The organism is Kutzneria buriramensis (assembly GCF_003387475.1).
GTDB classification, from domain to species: Bacteria; Actinomycetota; Actinomycetes; order Mycobacteriales; family Pseudonocardiaceae; genus Kutzneria; species Kutzneria buriramensis.
The window spans coordinates 374,183-390,694 of sequence record NZ_QUNO01000001.1; the positions used below are offsets into that span (position 1 = coordinate 374,183).

General features: G+C 71.5%; 19 protein-coding genes. 15 read left to right on the forward strand and 4 right to left on the reverse strand.

From position 1 onward, the window contains the following. Position 1 precedes the first annotated feature (1 nt). The 8 genes from BCF44_RS01705 to BCF44_RS01740 all read left to right on the forward strand — a co-directional run bounded on the left by BCF44_RS01705 (position 2) and on the right by BCF44_RS01740 (position 6,190). Positions 2 to 928: a proline dehydrogenase family protein gene (locus BCF44_RS01705; RefSeq protein ID WP_116172269.1), complete on the forward strand. Its 927-nt coding sequence runs from the start codon at positions 2 to 4 to the stop codon at positions 926 to 928. Beyond that, positions 925 to 1,770 carry a thioesterase family protein gene (locus tag BCF44_RS01710; RefSeq protein ID WP_116172270.1) on the forward strand — a complete coding sequence of 282 codons (846 nt, stop codon included), beginning with the start codon at positions 925 to 927 and terminating at the stop codon, positions 1,768 to 1,770. Before BCF44_RS01705 ends, BCF44_RS01710 begins: the two co-directional genes overlap by 4 nt. Before the next feature lie 50 nt (positions 1,771 to 1,820). After that, positions 1,821 to 2,630 carry a pyrroline-5-carboxylate reductase gene (proC, locus tag BCF44_RS01715; protein WP_116172271.1) on the forward strand — a complete coding sequence of 270 codons (810 nt, stop codon included), beginning with the start codon at positions 1,821 to 1,823 and terminating at the stop codon, positions 2,628 to 2,630. Between the two features lie 274 nt (positions 2,631 to 2,904). Continuing rightward, positions 2,905 to 3,123 carry a helix-turn-helix domain-containing protein gene (locus BCF44_RS01720; RefSeq protein WP_116172272.1) on the forward strand — a complete coding sequence of 73 codons (219 nt, stop codon included), beginning with the start codon at positions 2,905 to 2,907 and terminating at the stop codon, positions 3,121 to 3,123. 180 nt (positions 3,124 to 3,303) lie between these two features. Then, a complete protein-coding gene (locus tag BCF44_RS01725) occupies positions 3,304 to 3,405 on the forward strand; it encodes a 30S ribosomal protein bS22 (protein WP_015105422.1) in 102 nt (33 codons plus the stop codon). Between the two features lie 203 nt (positions 3,406 to 3,608). Continuing rightward, on the forward strand, positions 3,609 to 4,652 hold the full coding sequence (locus BCF44_RS01730) for an NAD-dependent epimerase/dehydratase family protein (RefSeq protein WP_116172273.1): 1,044 nt from the start codon (positions 3,609 to 3,611) through the stop codon (positions 4,650 to 4,652). A 17-nt stretch (positions 4,653 to 4,669) separates the two neighbouring features. Next, a complete protein-coding gene (locus BCF44_RS01735) occupies positions 4,670 to 5,644 on the forward strand; it encodes a lysophospholipid acyltransferase family protein (protein WP_116172274.1) in 975 nt (324 codons plus the stop codon). Positions 5,645 to 5,701: 57 nt separating this feature from the next. Then, positions 5,702 to 6,190 carry a hypothetical protein gene (locus tag BCF44_RS01740; RefSeq protein ID WP_116172275.1) on the forward strand — a complete coding sequence of 163 codons (489 nt, stop codon included), beginning with the start codon at positions 5,702 to 5,704 and terminating at the stop codon, positions 6,188 to 6,190. 1 nt (position 6,191) lies between these two features. Here BCF44_RS01740 and BCF44_RS01745 read toward each other — a convergent pair whose 3' ends face one another. Next, on the reverse strand, positions 6,192 to 7,151 hold the full coding sequence (locus tag BCF44_RS01745; protein WP_246014775.1) for an FAD-dependent oxidoreductase: 960 nt from the start codon (positions 7,149 to 7,151) through the stop codon (positions 6,192 to 6,194). A 72-nt stretch (positions 7,152 to 7,223) separates the two neighbouring features. Between BCF44_RS01745 and BCF44_RS01750 the strand changes: the two genes are divergently transcribed. Beyond that, complete coding sequence (locus tag BCF44_RS01750) at positions 7,224 to 7,670, forward strand: YbjQ family protein (RefSeq protein ID WP_116172276.1); 447 nt, start codon at positions 7,224 to 7,226, stop codon at positions 7,668 to 7,670. A gap of 40 nt (positions 7,671 to 7,710) precedes the next feature. Here BCF44_RS01750 and BCF44_RS01755 read toward each other — a convergent pair whose 3' ends face one another. From BCF44_RS01755 to BCF44_RS01765, 3 genes are all read right to left on the reverse strand, one after another. Continuing rightward, positions 7,711 to 8,565: an HAD family hydrolase gene (locus BCF44_RS01755; protein ID WP_116172828.1), complete on the reverse strand. Its 855-nt coding sequence runs from the start codon at positions 8,563 to 8,565 to the stop codon at positions 7,711 to 7,713. A 95-nt stretch (positions 8,566 to 8,660) separates the two neighbouring features. Further along, a complete protein-coding gene (locus tag BCF44_RS01760) occupies positions 8,661 to 9,683 on the reverse strand; it encodes a DUF5667 domain-containing protein (RefSeq protein ID WP_147328366.1) in 1,023 nt (340 codons plus the stop codon). A 100-nt stretch (positions 9,684 to 9,783) separates the two neighbouring features. After that, a complete protein-coding gene (locus BCF44_RS01765) occupies positions 9,784 to 10,386 on the reverse strand; it encodes a sigma-70 family RNA polymerase sigma factor (RefSeq protein WP_116172278.1) in 603 nt (200 codons plus the stop codon). 167 nt (positions 10,387 to 10,553) lie between these two features. On the opposite strand from BCF44_RS01765, the gene BCF44_RS01770 reads away from it, so the two are divergent. The 6 genes from BCF44_RS01770 to BCF44_RS01795 all read left to right on the forward strand — a co-directional run bounded on the left by BCF44_RS01770 (position 10,554) and on the right by BCF44_RS01795 (position 16,494). Next, a complete protein-coding gene (locus BCF44_RS01770) occupies positions 10,554 to 12,038 on the forward strand; it encodes an AMP-binding protein (RefSeq protein ID WP_116172279.1) in 1,485 nt (494 codons plus the stop codon). Positions 12,039 to 12,047: 9 nt separating this feature from the next. Beyond that, positions 12,048 to 12,287, forward strand: coding sequence for a glutaredoxin family protein (locus BCF44_RS01775; protein WP_211352849.1), 240 nt, complete (start codon positions 12,048 to 12,050; stop codon positions 12,285 to 12,287). A gap of 1 nt (position 12,288) precedes the next feature. Next, on the forward strand, positions 12,289 to 12,732 hold the full coding sequence (locus BCF44_RS01780) for a hypothetical protein (RefSeq protein WP_116172280.1): 444 nt from the start codon (positions 12,289 to 12,291) through the stop codon (positions 12,730 to 12,732). A gap of 58 nt (positions 12,733 to 12,790) precedes the next feature. Beyond that, positions 12,791 to 14,005 carry a cytochrome P450 family protein gene (locus BCF44_RS01785; protein WP_116172281.1) on the forward strand — a complete coding sequence of 405 codons (1,215 nt, stop codon included), beginning with the start codon at positions 12,791 to 12,793 and terminating at the stop codon, positions 14,003 to 14,005. A gap of 115 nt (positions 14,006 to 14,120) precedes the next feature. Next, a complete protein-coding gene (locus BCF44_RS01790) occupies positions 14,121 to 15,623 on the forward strand; it encodes a molybdopterin-dependent oxidoreductase (protein ID WP_116172830.1) in 1,503 nt (500 codons plus the stop codon). Between the two features lie 148 nt (positions 15,624 to 15,771). Continuing rightward, a complete protein-coding gene (locus tag BCF44_RS01795; protein WP_211352881.1) occupies positions 15,772 to 16,494 on the forward strand; it encodes a redox-sensing transcriptional repressor Rex in 723 nt (240 codons plus the stop codon). The last annotated feature ends 18 nt before the right edge of the window (positions 16,495 to 16,512 follow it).

Here is a 16,512-nt window from a genome sequence, read left to right on the forward strand (position 1 = left end):
CGTGCATCCGCTGCGAACCCTCATCCTCGCGGCCGGCGCCAACGATGCCGTCCGCAGGCTGGTGGCGACCGCGCCGGTGAGCCGGGACGTCGTGCGCCGGTTCGTCGCGGGTGAGGGCACCGACGACGTCGTCGCGGTCACGTCGCGGCTGGTGGCCGACGGACTGTCGGTGTCACTGGACTACCTGGGCGAGGACACCACCGACGAGCGGCTCGCCGAACGCACCGTGCAGGCCTACCTGCGGCTGCTCGACCGGCTGCACGCCGAGGGCCTGTCCGCGCGGGCCGAGGTGAGTGTGAAGCTGTCGGCCGTCGGGCAGGCGCTGGACGAGCGGCTCGCCCTCGACAACGCCTCGCGGATCGCCGCCGCGGCCGAGCAGTGCGGCACCACCCTCACGCTGGACATGGAGGACCACACCACCACCGACTCCACGCTGAGGGTGCTCGCCGAACTCCGGCGGACCTGGCCGTGGGTGGGGGCGGTGCTCCAGGCGTACCTGCGCCGTACGCTCGACGACTGCGTGACCCTGGCCGGCTCCGGGTCCCGCGTTCGGCTGTGCAAAGGGGCATACGCGGAACCGTCCTCGGTGGCGTTCGCGCATCCCCACGAGGTCGACCTCAGCTACGTACGCTGCGCGAACGCGCTTCTCGCCGGCCGCGGCTACCCCATGTTCGCCACCCACGATCCGAGACTTGTCGCCGTGATCGCCGAACGCGCGCTGTGGTACGGCCGTAAACCAGGTAGCTACGAATATCAGATGCTGTACGGAATCCGACCCGACGAGCAGCGACGGCTCGTCAACTCAGGTGAGGCGGTGCGTGTCTACGTGCCCTACGGCGAACAGTGGTACGGCTACCTGATGCGGCGGCTGGCCGAACGTCCCGCGAACACGGCGTTTTTCCTCCGGTCCCTGGTCGGCCGGTCATGAGCGCCGGACAGGCCTCGGCGATCCGGCCGTTCTCGGCCGCGTCCGCCGTGCGTCCGCTCGGCGACGGCACCGCCATCGCGGACCTGCCGCCGGACTGGACCGTCGGCACCAAGCCGCACGGCGGCTTCCTGCTCGCGCTGCTCGCGCGGGCCGGCGTGCAGGTCGTGGAGAGCTCCGGCAGCGACCTGCTCGACCCGCTCGCCGTCAGCGCCCAGTTCCTGCGCGCGCCGTCCGTCGGGCCGGTCATGCTGCGCACCGAGATCCGCAAGACCGGTCGGACCGTCGTCGTCGTGCGGGTCAGCCTCGAACAGCGCGGTTCCGCCTGCGTCGAGTCCATGGTCACCATCGGCCGGCTGCCCGAGGAGCGGCCCGCCTGGCGGGACCTGCCCGAGCTGCCCGTCGTGCCGCCCGCCAACGCCATCGACCTGGGCTCCCTGCCCAACGCCGTCGGCGTGTTCAAGCTGGCCCGGGCCTGCGAGGTGCTCGTCGACCCCATCGGCGCCGGGTTCCTCGAGCGCCGCACCGGCGATCCCCTGCGCCTGCGCATGTGGGTGCGCCCCCGCGGCGGCGAGCAGCCCGACCCGTTCTTCGCCCTCGTCGCCGGCGACATCGCCATGCCGCTGACGTTCAACCTCGGCCGGTTCGGCTGGTCGCCCACAGTGCAGCTCACCGGCCTCGTCCGGGCCCGCCCCGAGCCCGGCTGGCTGCGGGCGCAGGTCGAGTGCCGCGCCGTGCACGGCCAGTGGTTCGACCAGGACGCCACCATCCTCGACGCCTCCGGCCGCCTCGTCTGCCAGGCCCGTCAGCTCGCCCTGAGCCCCCAGGAGACCAACAGCTCCTGATCGGGTGGCCCGTCCGAATCCCACTGGCCGGGACTGGCACGCTTGACCGCATGACGAGGATCGCGGTGCTGGGGGCGGGCAAGATCGGTGAGGCGCTGCTGTCCGGGCTGCTGGACGCGGGCTGGGGGCCGGGCGACCTGCTGTTCACCGAGCGGTACGAGGAGCGCTGCCGGGAGTTGACGGAGCACTACGGCGTGCGCGCGGTGACCGTGGCGGAGGCGGCCGAGCAGGCCGAGGTGCTGGTGGTGGCGGTCAAGCCGCAGGACATCGACCCGCTGCTGGCGGAGCTGAAATCGCTGCTCAAGCCGGGCACGCTGGTGGTGTCGCTGTGCGCGGGCCTGCCGACGGCCCTGTACGAGCGCGAGCTGCCGGCGGGGACGCCGGTGGTGCGGGTGATGCCGAACACGCCGATGCTGGTGGGCCAGGCGATGAGCGCGATCTCCGCCGGGGCGCACGCGACGTCGGAGCACATGGACCTCGTCGACAAGCTGCTGGGCAGCGTGGGCAAGGTGCTGCGGGTGCCTGAGGCGCAGCAGGACGCCGTGACGGCGCTGTCGGGCTCCGGGCCGGCCTACTTCTTCTTCCTGGTCGAGGCCATGATCGACGCCGGCATCCTGCTCGGCCTGCCGCGGGCGACGGCGGCGCAGCTGATCATCCAGTCGGCGGTCGGCGCGGCGACGATGCTGGCCGACTCGGGGGAGCACCCGGTGACGCTGCGTGAAGCCGTCACGTCGCCGGCGGGCACCACGATCATGGCGATCCGCGAGCTGGAGAAGCACGGCGTGCGGGCGGCGCTGCTGGCGGCGATCGAGGCGGCGCGGGACCGGTCCGCCGAGCTCGGCCGCGCCCACGACGCCTGAACTGATGCCACATGCGCTTCCTACTTGGCACCTGGCGCCAAGTAGGAAGCGCATGTGGCGTTAAGCGGCGAGTGACACCGTCGGTCTGCCGAATGGTCGAACCGCCGCGTGGTGGTGGTGCCTTCGAGTGGATCCCGCCACCACTGGGCGCACGACGCGGCTCGGACGTCGCAGCAGCCCCATGCGTCCCGCTACGCTCGGGTGAGCACGTGCGTGTCGATACCGCCGGTGGGGAAGCCGACGGCGCGACACGTGTTTAAGGACGCGGTGACGCATGCCTACGCAGCAGAAGGAGACAGCGCAGCCCGGGCTCGCACAGGTTCAGTTCCTCACCATCGCCGAGGTGGCGAAGGTGATGCGGGTCTCGAAGATGACCGTGTACCGCCTGGTGCACTCCGGTGATCTGCCCGCCGTCAGGGTGGGCAAGTCGTTCCGGGTGACCGAGAAGGCGGTGCAGGACTACCTGGAGAACGCGTACTACGACGCGGGCTGAGACAGCCGAACGGGCTCCCGGCTGGTACCTGTGCCAGCCGGGTTCGCCCATGCGGGTAAAGTGATAGGTCGTTCGTGCTCGGTGCCATGGCCGCGTCCCCACGCGGCGGCAGGGGCTCGGCAGCCCTGTGCAGCACGAGGGCACACCAACGACCACACCGTCTACACCTAAGGATCCCGTATGGGCTCGGTCATCAAGAAGCGCCGCAAGCGCATGTCGAAGAAGAAGCACCGCAAGCTGCTTCGCAAGACCCGGGTGCAGCGACGCAAGCGCGGCAAGTGAGGCGCTCGGCCTGAAGCCCCGTCGGCACCCGCGCGATCGCGCGGGTGCCGACGTTCGTTACGGGGCTCACAGGAGATCCCGCCGATCGGGTGAGACCGTGGTAAAACCGGCGTGACCTGCGTCAATGCGACGTTGCTGGCCCCTGTTGCGGGACATCACGGCGAGTAGCATCGCTCGGGTCGCCGCCTATGCCAGGGAGTCGCATGGCGCCCAACGTCGTCCTCGTCACCGGAGTGAGCCGCTTCCTCGGCGGCCATCTCGCCGCGCGCCTGGCCGCCGACCCTTCCATCGAGCGGGTGCTCGGCGTGGACACCGTGCCGCCGCCGCGCGACCTGCTCCGGCGGATGGGCCGCGCCGAGTTCGTCCGCGCGGACATCCGCAACCCGCTGATCACCAAGGTGATCGGCAGCGCCCGGGTCGACACCGTGGTGCACGCCTCCGTCACCGCCAACCCGGCCGGACCCACCGGCCGCACGGCGATGAAGGAGATGAACGTCATCGGCACCATGCAGCTGCTGGCCGCCTGCCAGCGGTCGGCGGTGGTGCGCCGGCTGGTGATCAAGTCGACCAGCGCGGTCTACGGGGCCAGCTCGCGCGACCCGGCGATGTTCACCGAGGACATGGCGCCCAAGGAGCTGCCCTCCAGCGGCTACGCCAAGGACGCCGTCGAGGTCGAGGGCTACGTCCGCGGTTTCGCCCGGCGCAGACCGGACGTCGCGGTGACCACGCTGCGCTTCACCAACTTCATCGGCCCACGCATCGACACCGTGCTGACCAGGTACTTCGCCCTGCCGATCGTGCCGACGGTGCTCGGCTACGACGCCCGCATGCAGCTGCTGCACTCCGAGGACGCGCTGGCCGTGATGGAGCGGGCCACCCAGCACGACCTGCCCGGCGTGTTCAACGTCGGCGGCGACGGCGTGCTGATGTTGTCCCAGGCGATCCGCCGCGCCGGGCGGGTCGCGCTGCCGGTGCCGAGCATGGCCGTCCCGACGGTGGGCCGGCTGGTCCGCAGCGCCCGGCTGGTCGACTTCTCGCCGGACCAGATGCGCTTCCTGAACTTCGGCCGCGTCGTGGACACGACGCTGTTGCAGCGCGACTTCGGCTTCACACCGCGCTGGACAACGACGCAGGCCTTCGACGACTACGTGAGCGGGCGCGCCCTGCGCCCGACGATCGACGCGGACACCCTGGCGGCGGCGGAGCGGAGCATTCTCGACTTCGCCGCCCGCATCCCGATCAGGTGAGTGAGGAGGTGGAACCCATGCCCGACGCACGTGTGATCCCGCTGCACGCCGACCGTCCCGTGCCGAGGACGACGACGCCGTCGCGACCCAGGATGGAGCAGGTGCCGCCGCCCGCGGACACCACCGGCGCGACCCCGGCCGAGACCTCCCCGCTGTGGGAGCGCCGGCTGGCCGACACGCTGGCGTTCCTGCGTCGGCGCATCACCGGCGACTACCAGGTCGACGAGTTCGGCTTCGACCGGGAGTTGACCGACAACGTGATGATGCCGCTGCTGCGGCCGCTGTACGAGAAGTGGTTCCGGGTGGAGACGATCGGCCTGCACAACGTGCCGTCCGACAGCGGCGCGCTGCTGGTCGCCAACCATTCCGGCACGCTGCCGATGGACTCGGTGATGACCGCGGTCGCGGTGCACGAGCACCATCCGGCCAACCGGCACCTGCGCATGCTCGGCGCGGACCTGGTGTTCCGGACGCCGATGCTCAGCTCCATCGCCCGCAAGACCGGGCAGACGCTGGCCTGCAACCCCGACGCGGAGCGGCTGCTGCGCGGCGGCGAGCTGGTCGGCGTGTGGCCGGAGGGCTTCAAGGGCGTCGGCAAGCCGTACAAGGACCGGTACAAGCTCCAGCGGTTCGGCCGCGGCGGCTTCGTCTCGGCGGCGCTGCGCACCCGGACGCCGATCATCCCGGTGTCCATCGTGGGGGCCGAGGAGATCTACCCCAAGATCGGCGAGATCAAGCTGATCGCCCGGCTGTTCGGCCTGCCGTACTTCCCGGTGACGCCGACGTTCCCGCTGCTGGGGCCGCTGGGCGCGGTGCCGCTGCCGTCCAAGTGGTACATCGAGTTCGGCGAGCCGATCCGGACCGACCAGTACGAGCCGGGCGCGGCCGAGGACCCGATGCTGGTGTTCAACCTGACCGACCAGGTCCGGGAGACCATCCAGCAGACCCTCTACCGGCTGCTCACCCAGCGTCGCAACGTCTGGCTGGGCTGAGTCACCCGATAGTGGCGCTGACCGGCGCACGCGGGGCGCGGTGCTTACCGTGTTCCGATGGCGCTGTGGTCGCGGAGATCCGCATTGCTCGCGGCGCCGGCGATGGCCGCCGGCGGGCTGGTCGTCGTCGGCGCGTCCACCGTGTCGGCGACGCCGGCGGACGCGCTGACGTTCGTGGCGTCGCGGGCCACCAGCTCGTCGCTGGACAAGGCCGTCGTCGGCACCACCTTCGGCTCGTTGCTGACGCTGTTCGACTCGACGTCGGCGGCCGCCGGTGACGGCTCGATGATCGGCACCGTCGTCAACGTGACGGTGGACAGCCCGCCGAAGCTGGTCGTGCAGATGAAGATCGTGCTGCGGCTGTCCGCCGCGTTCAAGGGCGAGCTGCACCTCAGCTCGATGCACGCCATGGTGGTGCCGTCGCCCGCGCAGAACCCCATCGCGATCGTCGGCGGCACCGGCCAGTACGCCAACGCCCGCGGCGAGGGCACGATCACGTACCCCACGCCGGACCGGATCAACTTCACGCTGAACGTGGCGAACTGAGTCAGATGAGATCCGCCGCCAGTTCGGCGGCCTCGCGGGCGGAGCCCCAGGACAGGGTCACGCCGAGGCTGCCGTGGCCGTAGCAGTGCACGATGGGCCGGCCGGCGATCTCGCGCACCTCCAGCCGGATGGGGTTGCGTTCGGGGCGTAGGCCGACGCGGTGCTCGAGGATCGGGGCGCCCGCCAGCCGTGGTTCGACGGCGGCGCAGCGGTCGAGGATGCCCTCGGCGATGACGGCGTCGGGTTCGAGCCGCCAGTCGCCCACCGTGGACACGCCGCCGAGCACGACCTGGTCGCCGTGCGGGAAGTAGCTGGTGGACTCGGCCGCGGTGGTGATCTCGACGAAGAACTCCTCGACGCCGGGATTGGCGACGACGACGAGCTGGCCGCGGGCGGCTCGCACGGTCAGATCGGGCACGAGCCGGCGCGCGCCGACGCCGCTGCAATTGACCAGGACCGGCGCCTCGTCGACAGCCTCGCTCAGCCGCGTGACGGACCTGATGTCCAGGCGTCCGCCGGCGGCGGTCAGGCGGCCGGTGAGGTAGCCGAGGTAGCGCGGCATGTCGATCAGCGGCACGCGTCCCCACTGACCGCTGACGAAGCCCGGCGGCAGCTCGCCGCGGCCGCAGTCGACGAGTCCGGGAACCATCGTGACCTGCGGTGGCAGATTGCTCAGCGGCAGCGGCGTTCGACTGGCCATCCGGCCGCGGGTGAGGCGCACGCCGGTGGCCGGATCGCGGGCCAGGTCGGTGAATTCGGCCAGGCTGCGGCGGCTCCAGCGCAGCACCTCGTCGGCGGGTTCGGCGAATGCGGGGCCCCACATCGCGCCGGCCATCGCCGAGGTGGTCTGCCGCGGCAGGTCGGTGCTCATCACCCTGGTGCGCACGCCGGCCTCGGCCAGGCATACCGCGGTGGTCAGGCCGATCACGCCGGCCCCGATGACGAGCACGTCGTCACTCACGCTCGTCACGGTAGGGCATCGGGCAGCGAATACCGAGTCCGAAAGGGACAGTGGCGGCTACGATTCGCGGACATGTCCCAGCCAAGCGCACCCCCGCAGTTCCCGATCCTGATCTCGACCATGAACGACGTCCCCGGCTGCCGGGTCACGCACGTGTTCGGCGAGGTCTTCGGCCTCACGGTCCGCAGCCGCGCCATCGGCGTCAACTTCATGGCCGGCATCAAGTCGCTGGGCGGCGGCGAGGTGACCCAGTACACCCAGATGCTGTCCGACTCGCGCAACGAGGCGCTCGGCCGGCTCTGCCAGCAGGCAATGGGCTACGGCGCGAACGCCGTGCTGGCCATGCGCTTCGACTGCAACGAGATCGCCCAGACGATGAGCGAGGTGGCGGCCTACGGCACCGCCGTCTACATCGTGCCGATCGACCAGCCGCCGCAGCAGCAGCACGCCGCGCAGGCCCACCAAGCCCCGCAGCAACAGCAGCAGTACGCGCCCCAGCAGCAACAGCAGCAGCGCTGACCCGAGTGGGCCGGCCTGTCGGCGGGCCGGCCCAGCACGGTCAGGAGGAGCGGCGGCGGTAGGCGAGCCCGGCGGCTACGGCGCCGGCGAGGGCACCGGCGCCCAGGACAGTGGGGACGCCGATGCGGGCGGCCTTGCGGCCCGTGCGGAAGTCGCGGATCTCCCAGCCACGGCGGCGGGCCAGCTCCCGCAGCCCGGGGTCGGGGTTGACGGCCACGGCGGTGCCGGCCGTCGACAGCATCGGCACGTCGTTGATCGAGTCCGAGTACGCCGTGCAGCGCCGCAGATCCAGGCCCTCCTTGGCGGCCAGCGCTCGCACGGCGTGGGCCTTCGCCTTGCCGTGCAACAGATCGCCGACGAGCCGACCGGTGTACACGCCGTCCTTGCTCTCGGCGACGGTGCCCAGCGCGCCGGTCAGACCGAGCCGCCGGGCGATGATCGACGCCAGCTCGACCGGCGTCGCGGTGACCAGCCAGACGCGCTGCCCGGCGTCCTGGTGCATCTGCGCCAGCGCCCGGGTGCCGGACCAGATCTTGGCGGCCATCAGCTCGTCGTAGATCTCCTCACCGAGATCGACCAGCTCCTGCACGCTGCGGCCGGCGACGAAGCCCAGCGCCTGCTCGCGGCTGGCCCGCACGCTGTCCGGGTTCTCCTTGCCGCCGAGCCGGAACCGCAGCTGCCGCCAGGCAAAGCCGGCCAGGTCGGCGGTGGTGAAGTACTTCCGGCTGGCCAGGCCGCGGGCGAAGTGGAAGATCGACGCGCCCATCATCATGGTGTTGTCCACGTCGAAGAACGCGGCCGCGGTCAGGTCCGGCGGCACCGCGAGGGCGGCCTCCAGGTCGGCGGCGGCCGCCACGGCGGCGTCGGCCGAGGCCTCGCCGGCCAGCTCGGCCATCCGCTCGAGTTCGGCGTGCTCCGCCCCGTCACGCCAGCGTGGCACCGCGCCTCCCGGTCCGTTCCTGCCGGTCTCTCATCGTGCAAGGGTAGCGATCAACCACCGAGGACAATGCTCGGCAGTCCGGGCAGCAGCGGAGGCAGGCTGCCCAGCGGCACGGGGAGGGGGACGGTCACGCCGGTGGGCTTGCCGCCGGTCGTGGGTGGCGGCGAAGTCTTGGTCCCGGTCGTCGCGGGCGCCGTCGTGGGTGTGGTGAACGTGACGGTCGGCGTCGTGGTGACGGTGGTCGCCGCACCGGCCCCCGTGGTGCCGTTCACCAACGCGGACTCGCCGGGGCGGGTCGTCGGCGTCGGAGCCCCGCCACCGCCCTGCGAGGCCGGCGGCCGCGTCGCGCAGGCCCCGGTCGCCGGCAGCGCGCCGATGTCATCCGCGGTGCCGGAGGTGATCGTGTAGCAGTTGAGCCGGCCGATCAGCGCCTCGGACCGGTCGGTGATGGCGGTCAGCAGTTCGGCGCTGGTGTCGGCGCGCTGGGGCAGCGACGGCCGCAGCGTCTTGAGCCGCTGTGCCTGGGACTTGGCCCAGTCGCGCAGGTAGGTCAGGCCGGAGCCGTCGCCGTTGGTGCTGAGCACGGTGAGCAGCCGCGAGCCGGCGGCGGCGTCGGTGTCGAAGTCGGTGAGCGCGGTCAGGTACGAGCCGATGGGCGTGTTGCCGCGGGCGGCCATGCCCTCGATCTCGTCGATCCGCGCGGTGGCGAAATCGAGGTGCTTGCGGGCCTTGGCGGCGTCGTCGAAGGCCAGGCCGAAGGACGCCGACTCGGCGGTGCGCTTGATCGCGTACAGCGGGTCGCCGGGCAGCGCGTCGCGGCTGAGCAGCAGGCTCATCGCGCCCAGGGACAGGATCAGGCACAGCGCGGCGGCCATGGCCACCATCAGCCGGCCGGGCGCGGTGGACCGGCTGGCTAAGCTCCGGACGTTGCCGCCGGCCTCGGCCGGCGCGCTGAAGTCCATGGTCTTGAACTCGGCGAGCACCCGCAGCCGCATGCGCTCCCGCTCGCGCGGGGTCGGCGCCAACGCGTCGGCCGAGCGCCGCAGCAGATCTGCGACGCGTTCGTGCTCCATCCGGGTCTCCACCTCACCACCTGTTCGTTCCCATTCGAGGAAACGACGGCGGCACTGCATCGGTTACGCGTAAGAGCATCGCGTCAGCATTCGAATACAGCTAGCGCAGTTCGGCCGGCAGCAGTTGGGCCAGCCGGCGTACCGCGCGATGCTGCAAAGCCTTGATCGCGCCCTCGTTTCGGCCCATCTGCTCGGCCGTCTCGGCCACCGACAGGCCCTGTAGGAAGCGCAACACGATGCACTCCCGTTGGTCGTCGTTGAGCTCGCTCACGCAGCGCAACAACTCGCTCGTGGTCGCCTCGTCCAGCACGGCCTGCTCGGGACCGGCCGTGACCTGGCGATTGTCGTCCAGTTCGGCAGTGGTGATCTCCAATCGGTACCGGCTGGACTTGACGTGGTCGAGCACGAGGTTGCGGGCGATGGTGACGAACCAGGCCCCGACGTCGCGTCCCTGGTAACTCACCGTGGTGATCCGTCGCAGCGCGCGCAGGAACGTCTCGGAGGTGACGTCCTCGGCCAGCGTGCGGTCGCCGACCCGGAACAGCACGTAACGGAAGACCTGGTCCACGTAGCGGTCGTAGAGCAGGCCGAACGCCGCCACGTCACCGCGCTGCGCCTTGTCCACGAGCTGCCACGCCTCGGCGTGCTCGTCGGCGGTCACGGGTGCGCCACTGGGCTGTTTGGAGCGGGCAGGGCTGCTCATAGGTCCAGCAGCACCTCCCTTGGTCGGCGTAGCGGCAGCATACGTGTTGTTACTTGCAAGTAGGTAGCGCTCACGGGCGGACCCTGGTGAGACGGCGACACCAGGTCCTGCGTGACGCCGGACCAGCGTGACAAAATCCTGCGATCGGCTCGATGGGGAGGTCTCGTATGCCCGGTGCCAGCAACGTGGCGGATCTGGTCCGGACCGCCGCCGTCCGTGGTCCCGATCACCCCGCGTTCATCGACGCGGCCACGGGGGACACGCTGACCTGGGCCGAGGTGGACGGCGCGACCGACGTCGAGGCCCGCCGGCTGCGCGACGCCGGTCTGCAACCCGGCGACCGGGTCGCGGTGCGGCTGCCCACGTCGGCGGAGTTCGCGGTGGCCGTGTTCGGCACGCTGCGCGCCGGCGGCGTCGTGGTGCCCGTGAGCACCGGCGGCCCCACCCGTGAGCTGACCCGAGTCCTGGACGACAGCGGCGCCACTCTGCTCGTGGGCGACGGCGAAGGCGCGTCCGTGACGACGCTGTCCGCGCCGGTGCTGCGCGTCGATGGCGGCCTCACCGGCGAGTCGGTGCGCGGCGGCGAGGACGTGGCGGTGCTCGCGTACACGTCGGGTACCTCCGGTGTGCCGCGCGGGGCGATGCTCTCGCACCGCGCGTTGCTGGCGAACGTGGCGCAGTGCGCGGCGCTGCGTCCGGCGCCGGTCACCGCCGCCGACCGCGTGCTCCTCGCCTTGCCGCTGTTCCACTCCTACGGGCTTGGACCAGGACTGTTCCAGGTCGCGGCCGCCGGCGCGACCGCTGTTCTGCTGCAACGTTTCGACGCGGAGGCAGCAGTTGACGCAATCGAGCAGCACCGGGTGACGACGTTGGTCGGCGTGCCGCCGATGTACCAGGCGCTGCTGCACGTCGACCCGGCGCGGCTGCGTGACGCCCTGATCACGGTGCGTCTGCTCACCTCGGGCGCCGCGCCGCTGAGCGCGTCGCTGCTGGCGGCGGTGCAGAAGGCGACGAGCCTGCCGGTGTTCGAGGGCTACGGCCTGACCGAGACGGCCCCGGTGCTGACGTCCACGCTGGTCGGCGGGCAGGTGAAGCCCGGATCGGTGGGCCGCCCGCTGCCGGGCGTCGAGATGCGGCTGGTGGACACCGACGGCCAGCCCTTCGCCGACGACGAGGACTTCGTGCTGCCCGACGACGACGCCGGCCTGGTGTCGGTGCGGGGCGAGAACCTGTTCAGCGGCTACTGGCCCGACGGCGCGCACGGCCCGGACGCCGAGGGCTGGTTCCGCACCGGCGACGTCGGCTACTTCGACGCCGAGGGCGACCTGCACCTGGTCGACCGGGCCGGCGACCTCATCATCGTGAACGGCTTCAACGTCTACCCGCACGAGGTGGAGCGGGTGCTGGCCGAACTGCCGGCGGTGGTCGAGGCCGCGGTGGTGGGCGTGCCCAGCGAGACGACCGGCGAGGCCGTGAAGGCCGTGTTGGTGCTGGGGCCGGGCGCGGAACTCACGGCGGACGACGTGGTGGCGCACTGCGCGGAGCGGCTGGCGAAGTTCAAGGTGCCGGTGACCGTGGAGTTCACCGAGGTGCTGCCGCACTCTCCGACCGGCAAGCTGGTTCGCAGCCGGCTGCGGCTGCCGCAGGCGTAGGTTGACGCCGTGAGCCACACCGTGACCGTGATGACGAGGGTCGGCTGCGACCACTGCGTGCAGGCCGAGTCGGACGTCCGGCGCATCTGCGACGAGCTGGGCGTGTCGTGGGCGGCGCGGGACGTGGACACCGATCCGGAGCTGCGCGCCGAGTACGGCGACCGGGTGCCGGTGATCCTCGTCGACGGCCGCGAGCACGGCTACTGGAAGGTCGAGGAGCCGCGCCTGCGGGCGGCGCTGGCGGGCTGACGTGCGCGAGGGCGCGCTCCGGCGCAGGTGCCGGCGGCTGCTGCGGGACCTTGACGTGCGGCCGCCCCTGGACGTGCGCGACCTGTGCGACCGGCTGGCGGCCAGCCGGGGCCGGCCGATCCGGCTGGTGCCGTATCCGATCGAGGTGCCGGGCCCGTTCGGGCTGTGGTTCGCCACCGACGGCGCGGATTTCATCGTCTACCAGCAGGAGACGACCCGCCCGCACCAGGACCACATCATCCTGCACGAGCTCGGGCACATGATCGCCGATCATCCCAGCGACGAGGGCTCGACCGCGAACGTGGCCCGCCGCACCTGCTACGACTCCGAGCACGAGCGGGAGGCGGAGCTGATCGCGACGATCATCCTGGAGTGGGCCAGTGTGCTGGACAAGGTGCACAACCGGCTCGGCGACTCGCTCTCGCACCACTACGGGTGGTTGTGACCCTCCTCTTCACGCAATCGCAAGCGATGAAGGCCGGTTCAGTGCTTACGTTGTCGGCATGACCCGCGAGATGTTCACCGAGCAGTACTTCGCGCACGTGCACGAGTTCATGGCCACCGCCCGCGCCGAGGAGCCGGTGTTCCGCGTGCGCCAGGTGAGCGGCGTCCCGACCTGGGTGGTCACCCGCTACGACGAGGTGCGGGCGCTGCTCACCGACGACCGGCTGAGCAAGGACTCCGTCCGACTCGGCGAGATCCTGCGGGCGCGCCTGGCCGAGGCCGGTCACGAGCCGCGGGTGAGCGCCCTGTTCGGCCGGAACATGCTGATGGCCGATCCGCCGGACCACACGCGGCTGCGGCTGCTGCTGGCCAAGGAGTTCACCGCCCGGCGGATCGCCCAGCTACGGCCGTTCATCGAGCGGCTGACCGACGAGCTGCTGACCGCGGCCGCCGCCCAGGACGGCCCGGTGGACCTGGCCGACGGGTTCGCCGTCGCGCTGCCGGCGCTGGTGATCAGCGAGCTGCTCGGGGTCCCGGGCGAGGACCGCCACCGGTTCCAGGGCTGGACCGGCGCGCTGCTGTCCGGGGATCCGGAGCGGATCACTCCCGCGAACGACGCCATCCAGGCGTACCTCAAGGAGCTGATCAAGGCCAAGTCCGAGCGGCCGGGCGAGGATCTGCTGTCCGCCATGACGACGGCCAGCGAGCAGGGCGACCGGCTGTCGGCGGACGAGCTGGTGTCGATGGCGGCCCTGCTGCTGGTCGCCGGCCACGAGACGACGGCCAACCTGATCAGCGCCGGCATCCGGCGGCTGCTCACCGAGCCGGGCCTGGCCGACGCGGTGCTGGCCGACCCGGCCCCGGTGGTGGAGGAGCTGCTTCGGGTGGACTCGCCGGTGATGCTGGCGACCACGCGGTTCACCACGGAGGACGTCGAGGTCGGCGGCGTGACTATTCCCGCCGGGGAGCTGGTGGCGCTGGCGATCGGGTCGGCCAACCGGGACGAGGCGCGGTTCGAGCACGGCGACGAGTTCGACCTGGACCGTGGCGCCCGCGGGCACATCGCGTTCGGGCACGGCCTGCACCACTGCCTCGGCGCGCCGCTGGCCCGGCTGGAGGGCGACATCGCGCTGACCGCGCTGGCCCGGCAGTTCCCGCAGGCGCGGCTGGCGGTGCCGGCGGCGGAGCTGACCCACCGCCGGGTGCCGATCATGAACGGCTTCGCGGCAATGCCCGTTCTGCTGGGCGCGCGGACGGTCGTCACGAATTCGTAAGCACCGGCGGCTTGAACCTTCCGCCGCCGTGGAACGAATCTGAAGTGTGGGTGCAGCTACGACTACCGCCACGCCCGAGCCCGCCACGGACGTGAGGATCCCGACCGGCGTCGCCATGCTGATCGGCGTCCTCGGCGTGGCCGCGGCGCTGGCCGCCGGGCATCTCGTCGCCGCCTTCATCGACCCGAACGCCTCGCCGTTCCTCGCGGTCGGCAACGCCGCGATCGACCTCACGCCGTCGTGGCTCAAGGAGTTCGCGGTCACCTCGTTCGGCACCGCCGACAAGACGGTGCTGCTCGCCGGCATGGCGGTCTTCCTGCTGGTGGCGGCGTGCGTGGCCGGGCTGCTGTCGCGGCGCAGCCCGATCCCGGGCACGGTGCTCGCGGTGATGCTCGGCGGCCTGGCGATCGTCGCCGTCTTCAGCCGTACGGATCTCGGGCAGCTGGCGAGCATCGCGCCGCTGGCCAGCCTGGTCGCCGGCGTGATGACCTTCCGACGCCTGCACGCGGCCGCCCTGCGCGTGCGGGAGGTCGGCGGCGGGCCCGACAGCCCGGAGCGGCGCACGTTCCTCATCGGCTCGGCCGGCGTCGCCGTCGGCGCGGGCATCGCCGGCATCGCGGGCCAGCTTCTCGGCTCCCGCGTGGACGTCGAGGGCTCCCGCGCGGCGGTGACCCAGCGCCTGGCCAAGTACCGCGAGCAGAGCGGGGTGGCCGGCGCGGACTTCGCCCAGGACGGCACGCCGACGTACCTGACGCCCAACGACACCTTCTACCGGATCGACACCGCCCTGTCGGTGCCCCGGATGCGGGCCGAGGACTGGTCGCTGCGCATCCACGGCATGGTCGACCGGGAGCTCACGCTCAGCTTCGACGACGTGATGGGCATGGACCTGATCACCCGGACCGTGACCATGACCTGCGTGTCCGACGACGTCGGCGGCCCGTACATCTCCACCGCGCCGTTCACCGGCGTGCTGCTGCGGGACCTGCTGGCCAAGGTCGGCGTGCACAGCGGCGCCGACCAGGTGTTCTCCACCAGCGTGGACGGCTACACCGCCGGCAGCCCGCTGGAGGTGATCATGGACAAGGGCCGCAACGCGATGCTGGCCGTCGGCATGAACGGCGAGGCGCTGCCGCCCGAGCACGGCTTCCCGGCCCGCCTGGTGGTGCCCGGCCTGTACGGCTACGTGTCGGCCACCAAGTGGGTCACCGACGTCGAGCTGACCACGTTCGACGCGAAGACCCAGTACTGGGTGCCGCGCGGCTACTCGGCCAAGGCCCCGGTCAAGACCGAGTCCCGCATCGACAGCCCGCGCGGGCAGTCCTCCGTGCCGGCCGGCAAGGTCGTCGTCGCCGGCATCGCCTGGGCCCAGACCAAGGGCATCGCCAAGGTCGAGCTCCAGATGGACGGCGGCCCGTGGCAGGAGGCCGACCTGGCCGTGCAGCCGACCAAGGAGGCCTGGCGGATGTGGCGACGCACCTTCGACCTGCGGCCCGGCAGCCACACCGTGCTGGTGCGCGCGACCGACTCGACCGGGTACACCCAGACCATGGACCGGGCCGATCCGATCCCGGACGGGGCCACCGGGCTGCACTCGGTGGTGTTCACGACCGCCTGATCCGACTTGAGTCGCCCGTTCGGGCGAGGCCGTGACCATGCCGACCGGCCGACTTTGTGCACACGTTCACAAGCGCTACGGTTGACCCATCACACCAATCGAGGGAGCAACCAGCGTGGGTGCACGGCGGGGTGAGGACGTCGAGGTCGTGACCGCCCCCGGCCGGCTTCCCGGCAACGACGAGCCGGCCGTGCGCGAGCGCGCCCGGGCCATTCCCGAGGCCGCCGTCGCCCGCCTCGCGGTCTATCTGCGGGTGCTGTCGGGCCTGGCCGAGCAGGACGTGACGACCATCTCCAGCGAGGAGCTGTCGGCCGCCGCCGGGGTCAACTCCGCGAAGCTGCGCAAGGACCTGTCCTACATCGGCTCGTACGGCACCCGGGGTGTCGGGTACGAGGTGGAAGTCCTCGTCGACCAGATCGAGCGAATTCTCGGACTGACCCGAAAACACTCCGTCTGCGTGGTCGGGATCGGTAACCTTGGTCACGCACTGGCCAACTACGCGGGCTTCCCGGGGCGGGGTTTCCCGGTCTCGGCGCTGTTCGACGTGGACGACGATCTGATCGGCGTGCCGGTCGGCGGGATCCTGGTCAGCCACGTCGACGACATCCCGCGGGTGTGCGCCGAACGGGAGGTGTCGATAGGGGTGATCGCCACGCCGCCACCCGCCGCGCAGGGGGTCTGCGACCGTTTGGTATCCGCGGGCGTGCAATGCATCCTGAACTTCGCACCCGTCGTGCTCCAGGTCCCCGACCACGTCGAGGTGCGCAAGGTCGACTTGGCGGTGGAGATGCAGATCCTGTCGTTCCACGTGGCGCGCCGCGCGGACGAGGCGGCGAACGCGGACGAGAGCGGAATGGTGGTGCCCGGGTGAACTCGAAGGCCGGCTCGA

Excerpts from the sequence above, each read along its gene's own strand:
- BCF44_RS01710 (WP_116172270.1), top strand. The coding sequence starts at position 925 with ATGAGCGCCGGACAGGCCTCGGCGATCCGGCCGTTCTCGGCCGCGTCC.
- BCF44_RS01760 (WP_147328366.1), bottom strand. The coding sequence starts at position 9,683 with ATGGAGCACGAACGCGTCGCAGATCTGCTGCGGCGCTCGGCCGACGCG.
- BCF44_RS01755 (WP_116172828.1), bottom strand. The coding sequence starts at position 8,565 with ATGGCCGAGCTGGCCGGCGAGGCCTCGGCCGACGCCGCCGTGGCGGCC.
- BCF44_RS01750 (WP_116172276.1), top strand. The coding sequence starts at position 7,224 with ATGTCCCAGCCAAGCGCACCCCCGCAGTTCCCGATCCTGATCTCGACC.
- BCF44_RS01730 (WP_116172273.1), top strand. The coding sequence starts at position 3,609 with ATGGCGCCCAACGTCGTCCTCGTCACCGGAGTGAGCCGCTTCCTCGGC.
- proC (WP_116172271.1), top strand. The coding sequence starts at position 1,821 with ATGACGAGGATCGCGGTGCTGGGGGCGGGCAAGATCGGTGAGGCGCTG.
- BCF44_RS01765 (WP_116172278.1), bottom strand. The coding sequence starts at position 10,386 with ATGAGCAGCCCTGCCCGCTCCAAACAGCCCAGTGGCGCACCCGTGACC.
- BCF44_RS01785 (WP_116172281.1), top strand. The coding sequence starts at position 12,791 with ATGACCCGCGAGATGTTCACCGAGCAGTACTTCGCGCACGTGCACGAG.
- BCF44_RS01740 (WP_116172275.1), top strand. The coding sequence starts at position 5,702 with ATGGCGCTGTGGTCGCGGAGATCCGCATTGCTCGCGGCGCCGGCGATG.
- BCF44_RS01790 (WP_116172830.1), top strand. The coding sequence starts at position 14,121 with ATGCTGATCGGCGTCCTCGGCGTGGCCGCGGCGCTGGCCGCCGGGCAT.
- BCF44_RS01735 (WP_116172274.1), top strand. The coding sequence starts at position 4,670 with ATGCCCGACGCACGTGTGATCCCGCTGCACGCCGACCGTCCCGTGCCG.
- BCF44_RS01770 (WP_116172279.1), top strand. The coding sequence starts at position 10,554 with ATGCCCGGTGCCAGCAACGTGGCGGATCTGGTCCGGACCGCCGCCGTC.
- BCF44_RS01725 (WP_015105422.1), top strand. The coding sequence starts at position 3,304 with ATGGGCTCGGTCATCAAGAAGCGCCGCAAGCGCATGTCGAAGAAGAAG.
- BCF44_RS01720 (WP_116172272.1), top strand. The coding sequence starts at position 2,905 with ATGCCTACGCAGCAGAAGGAGACAGCGCAGCCCGGGCTCGCACAGGTT.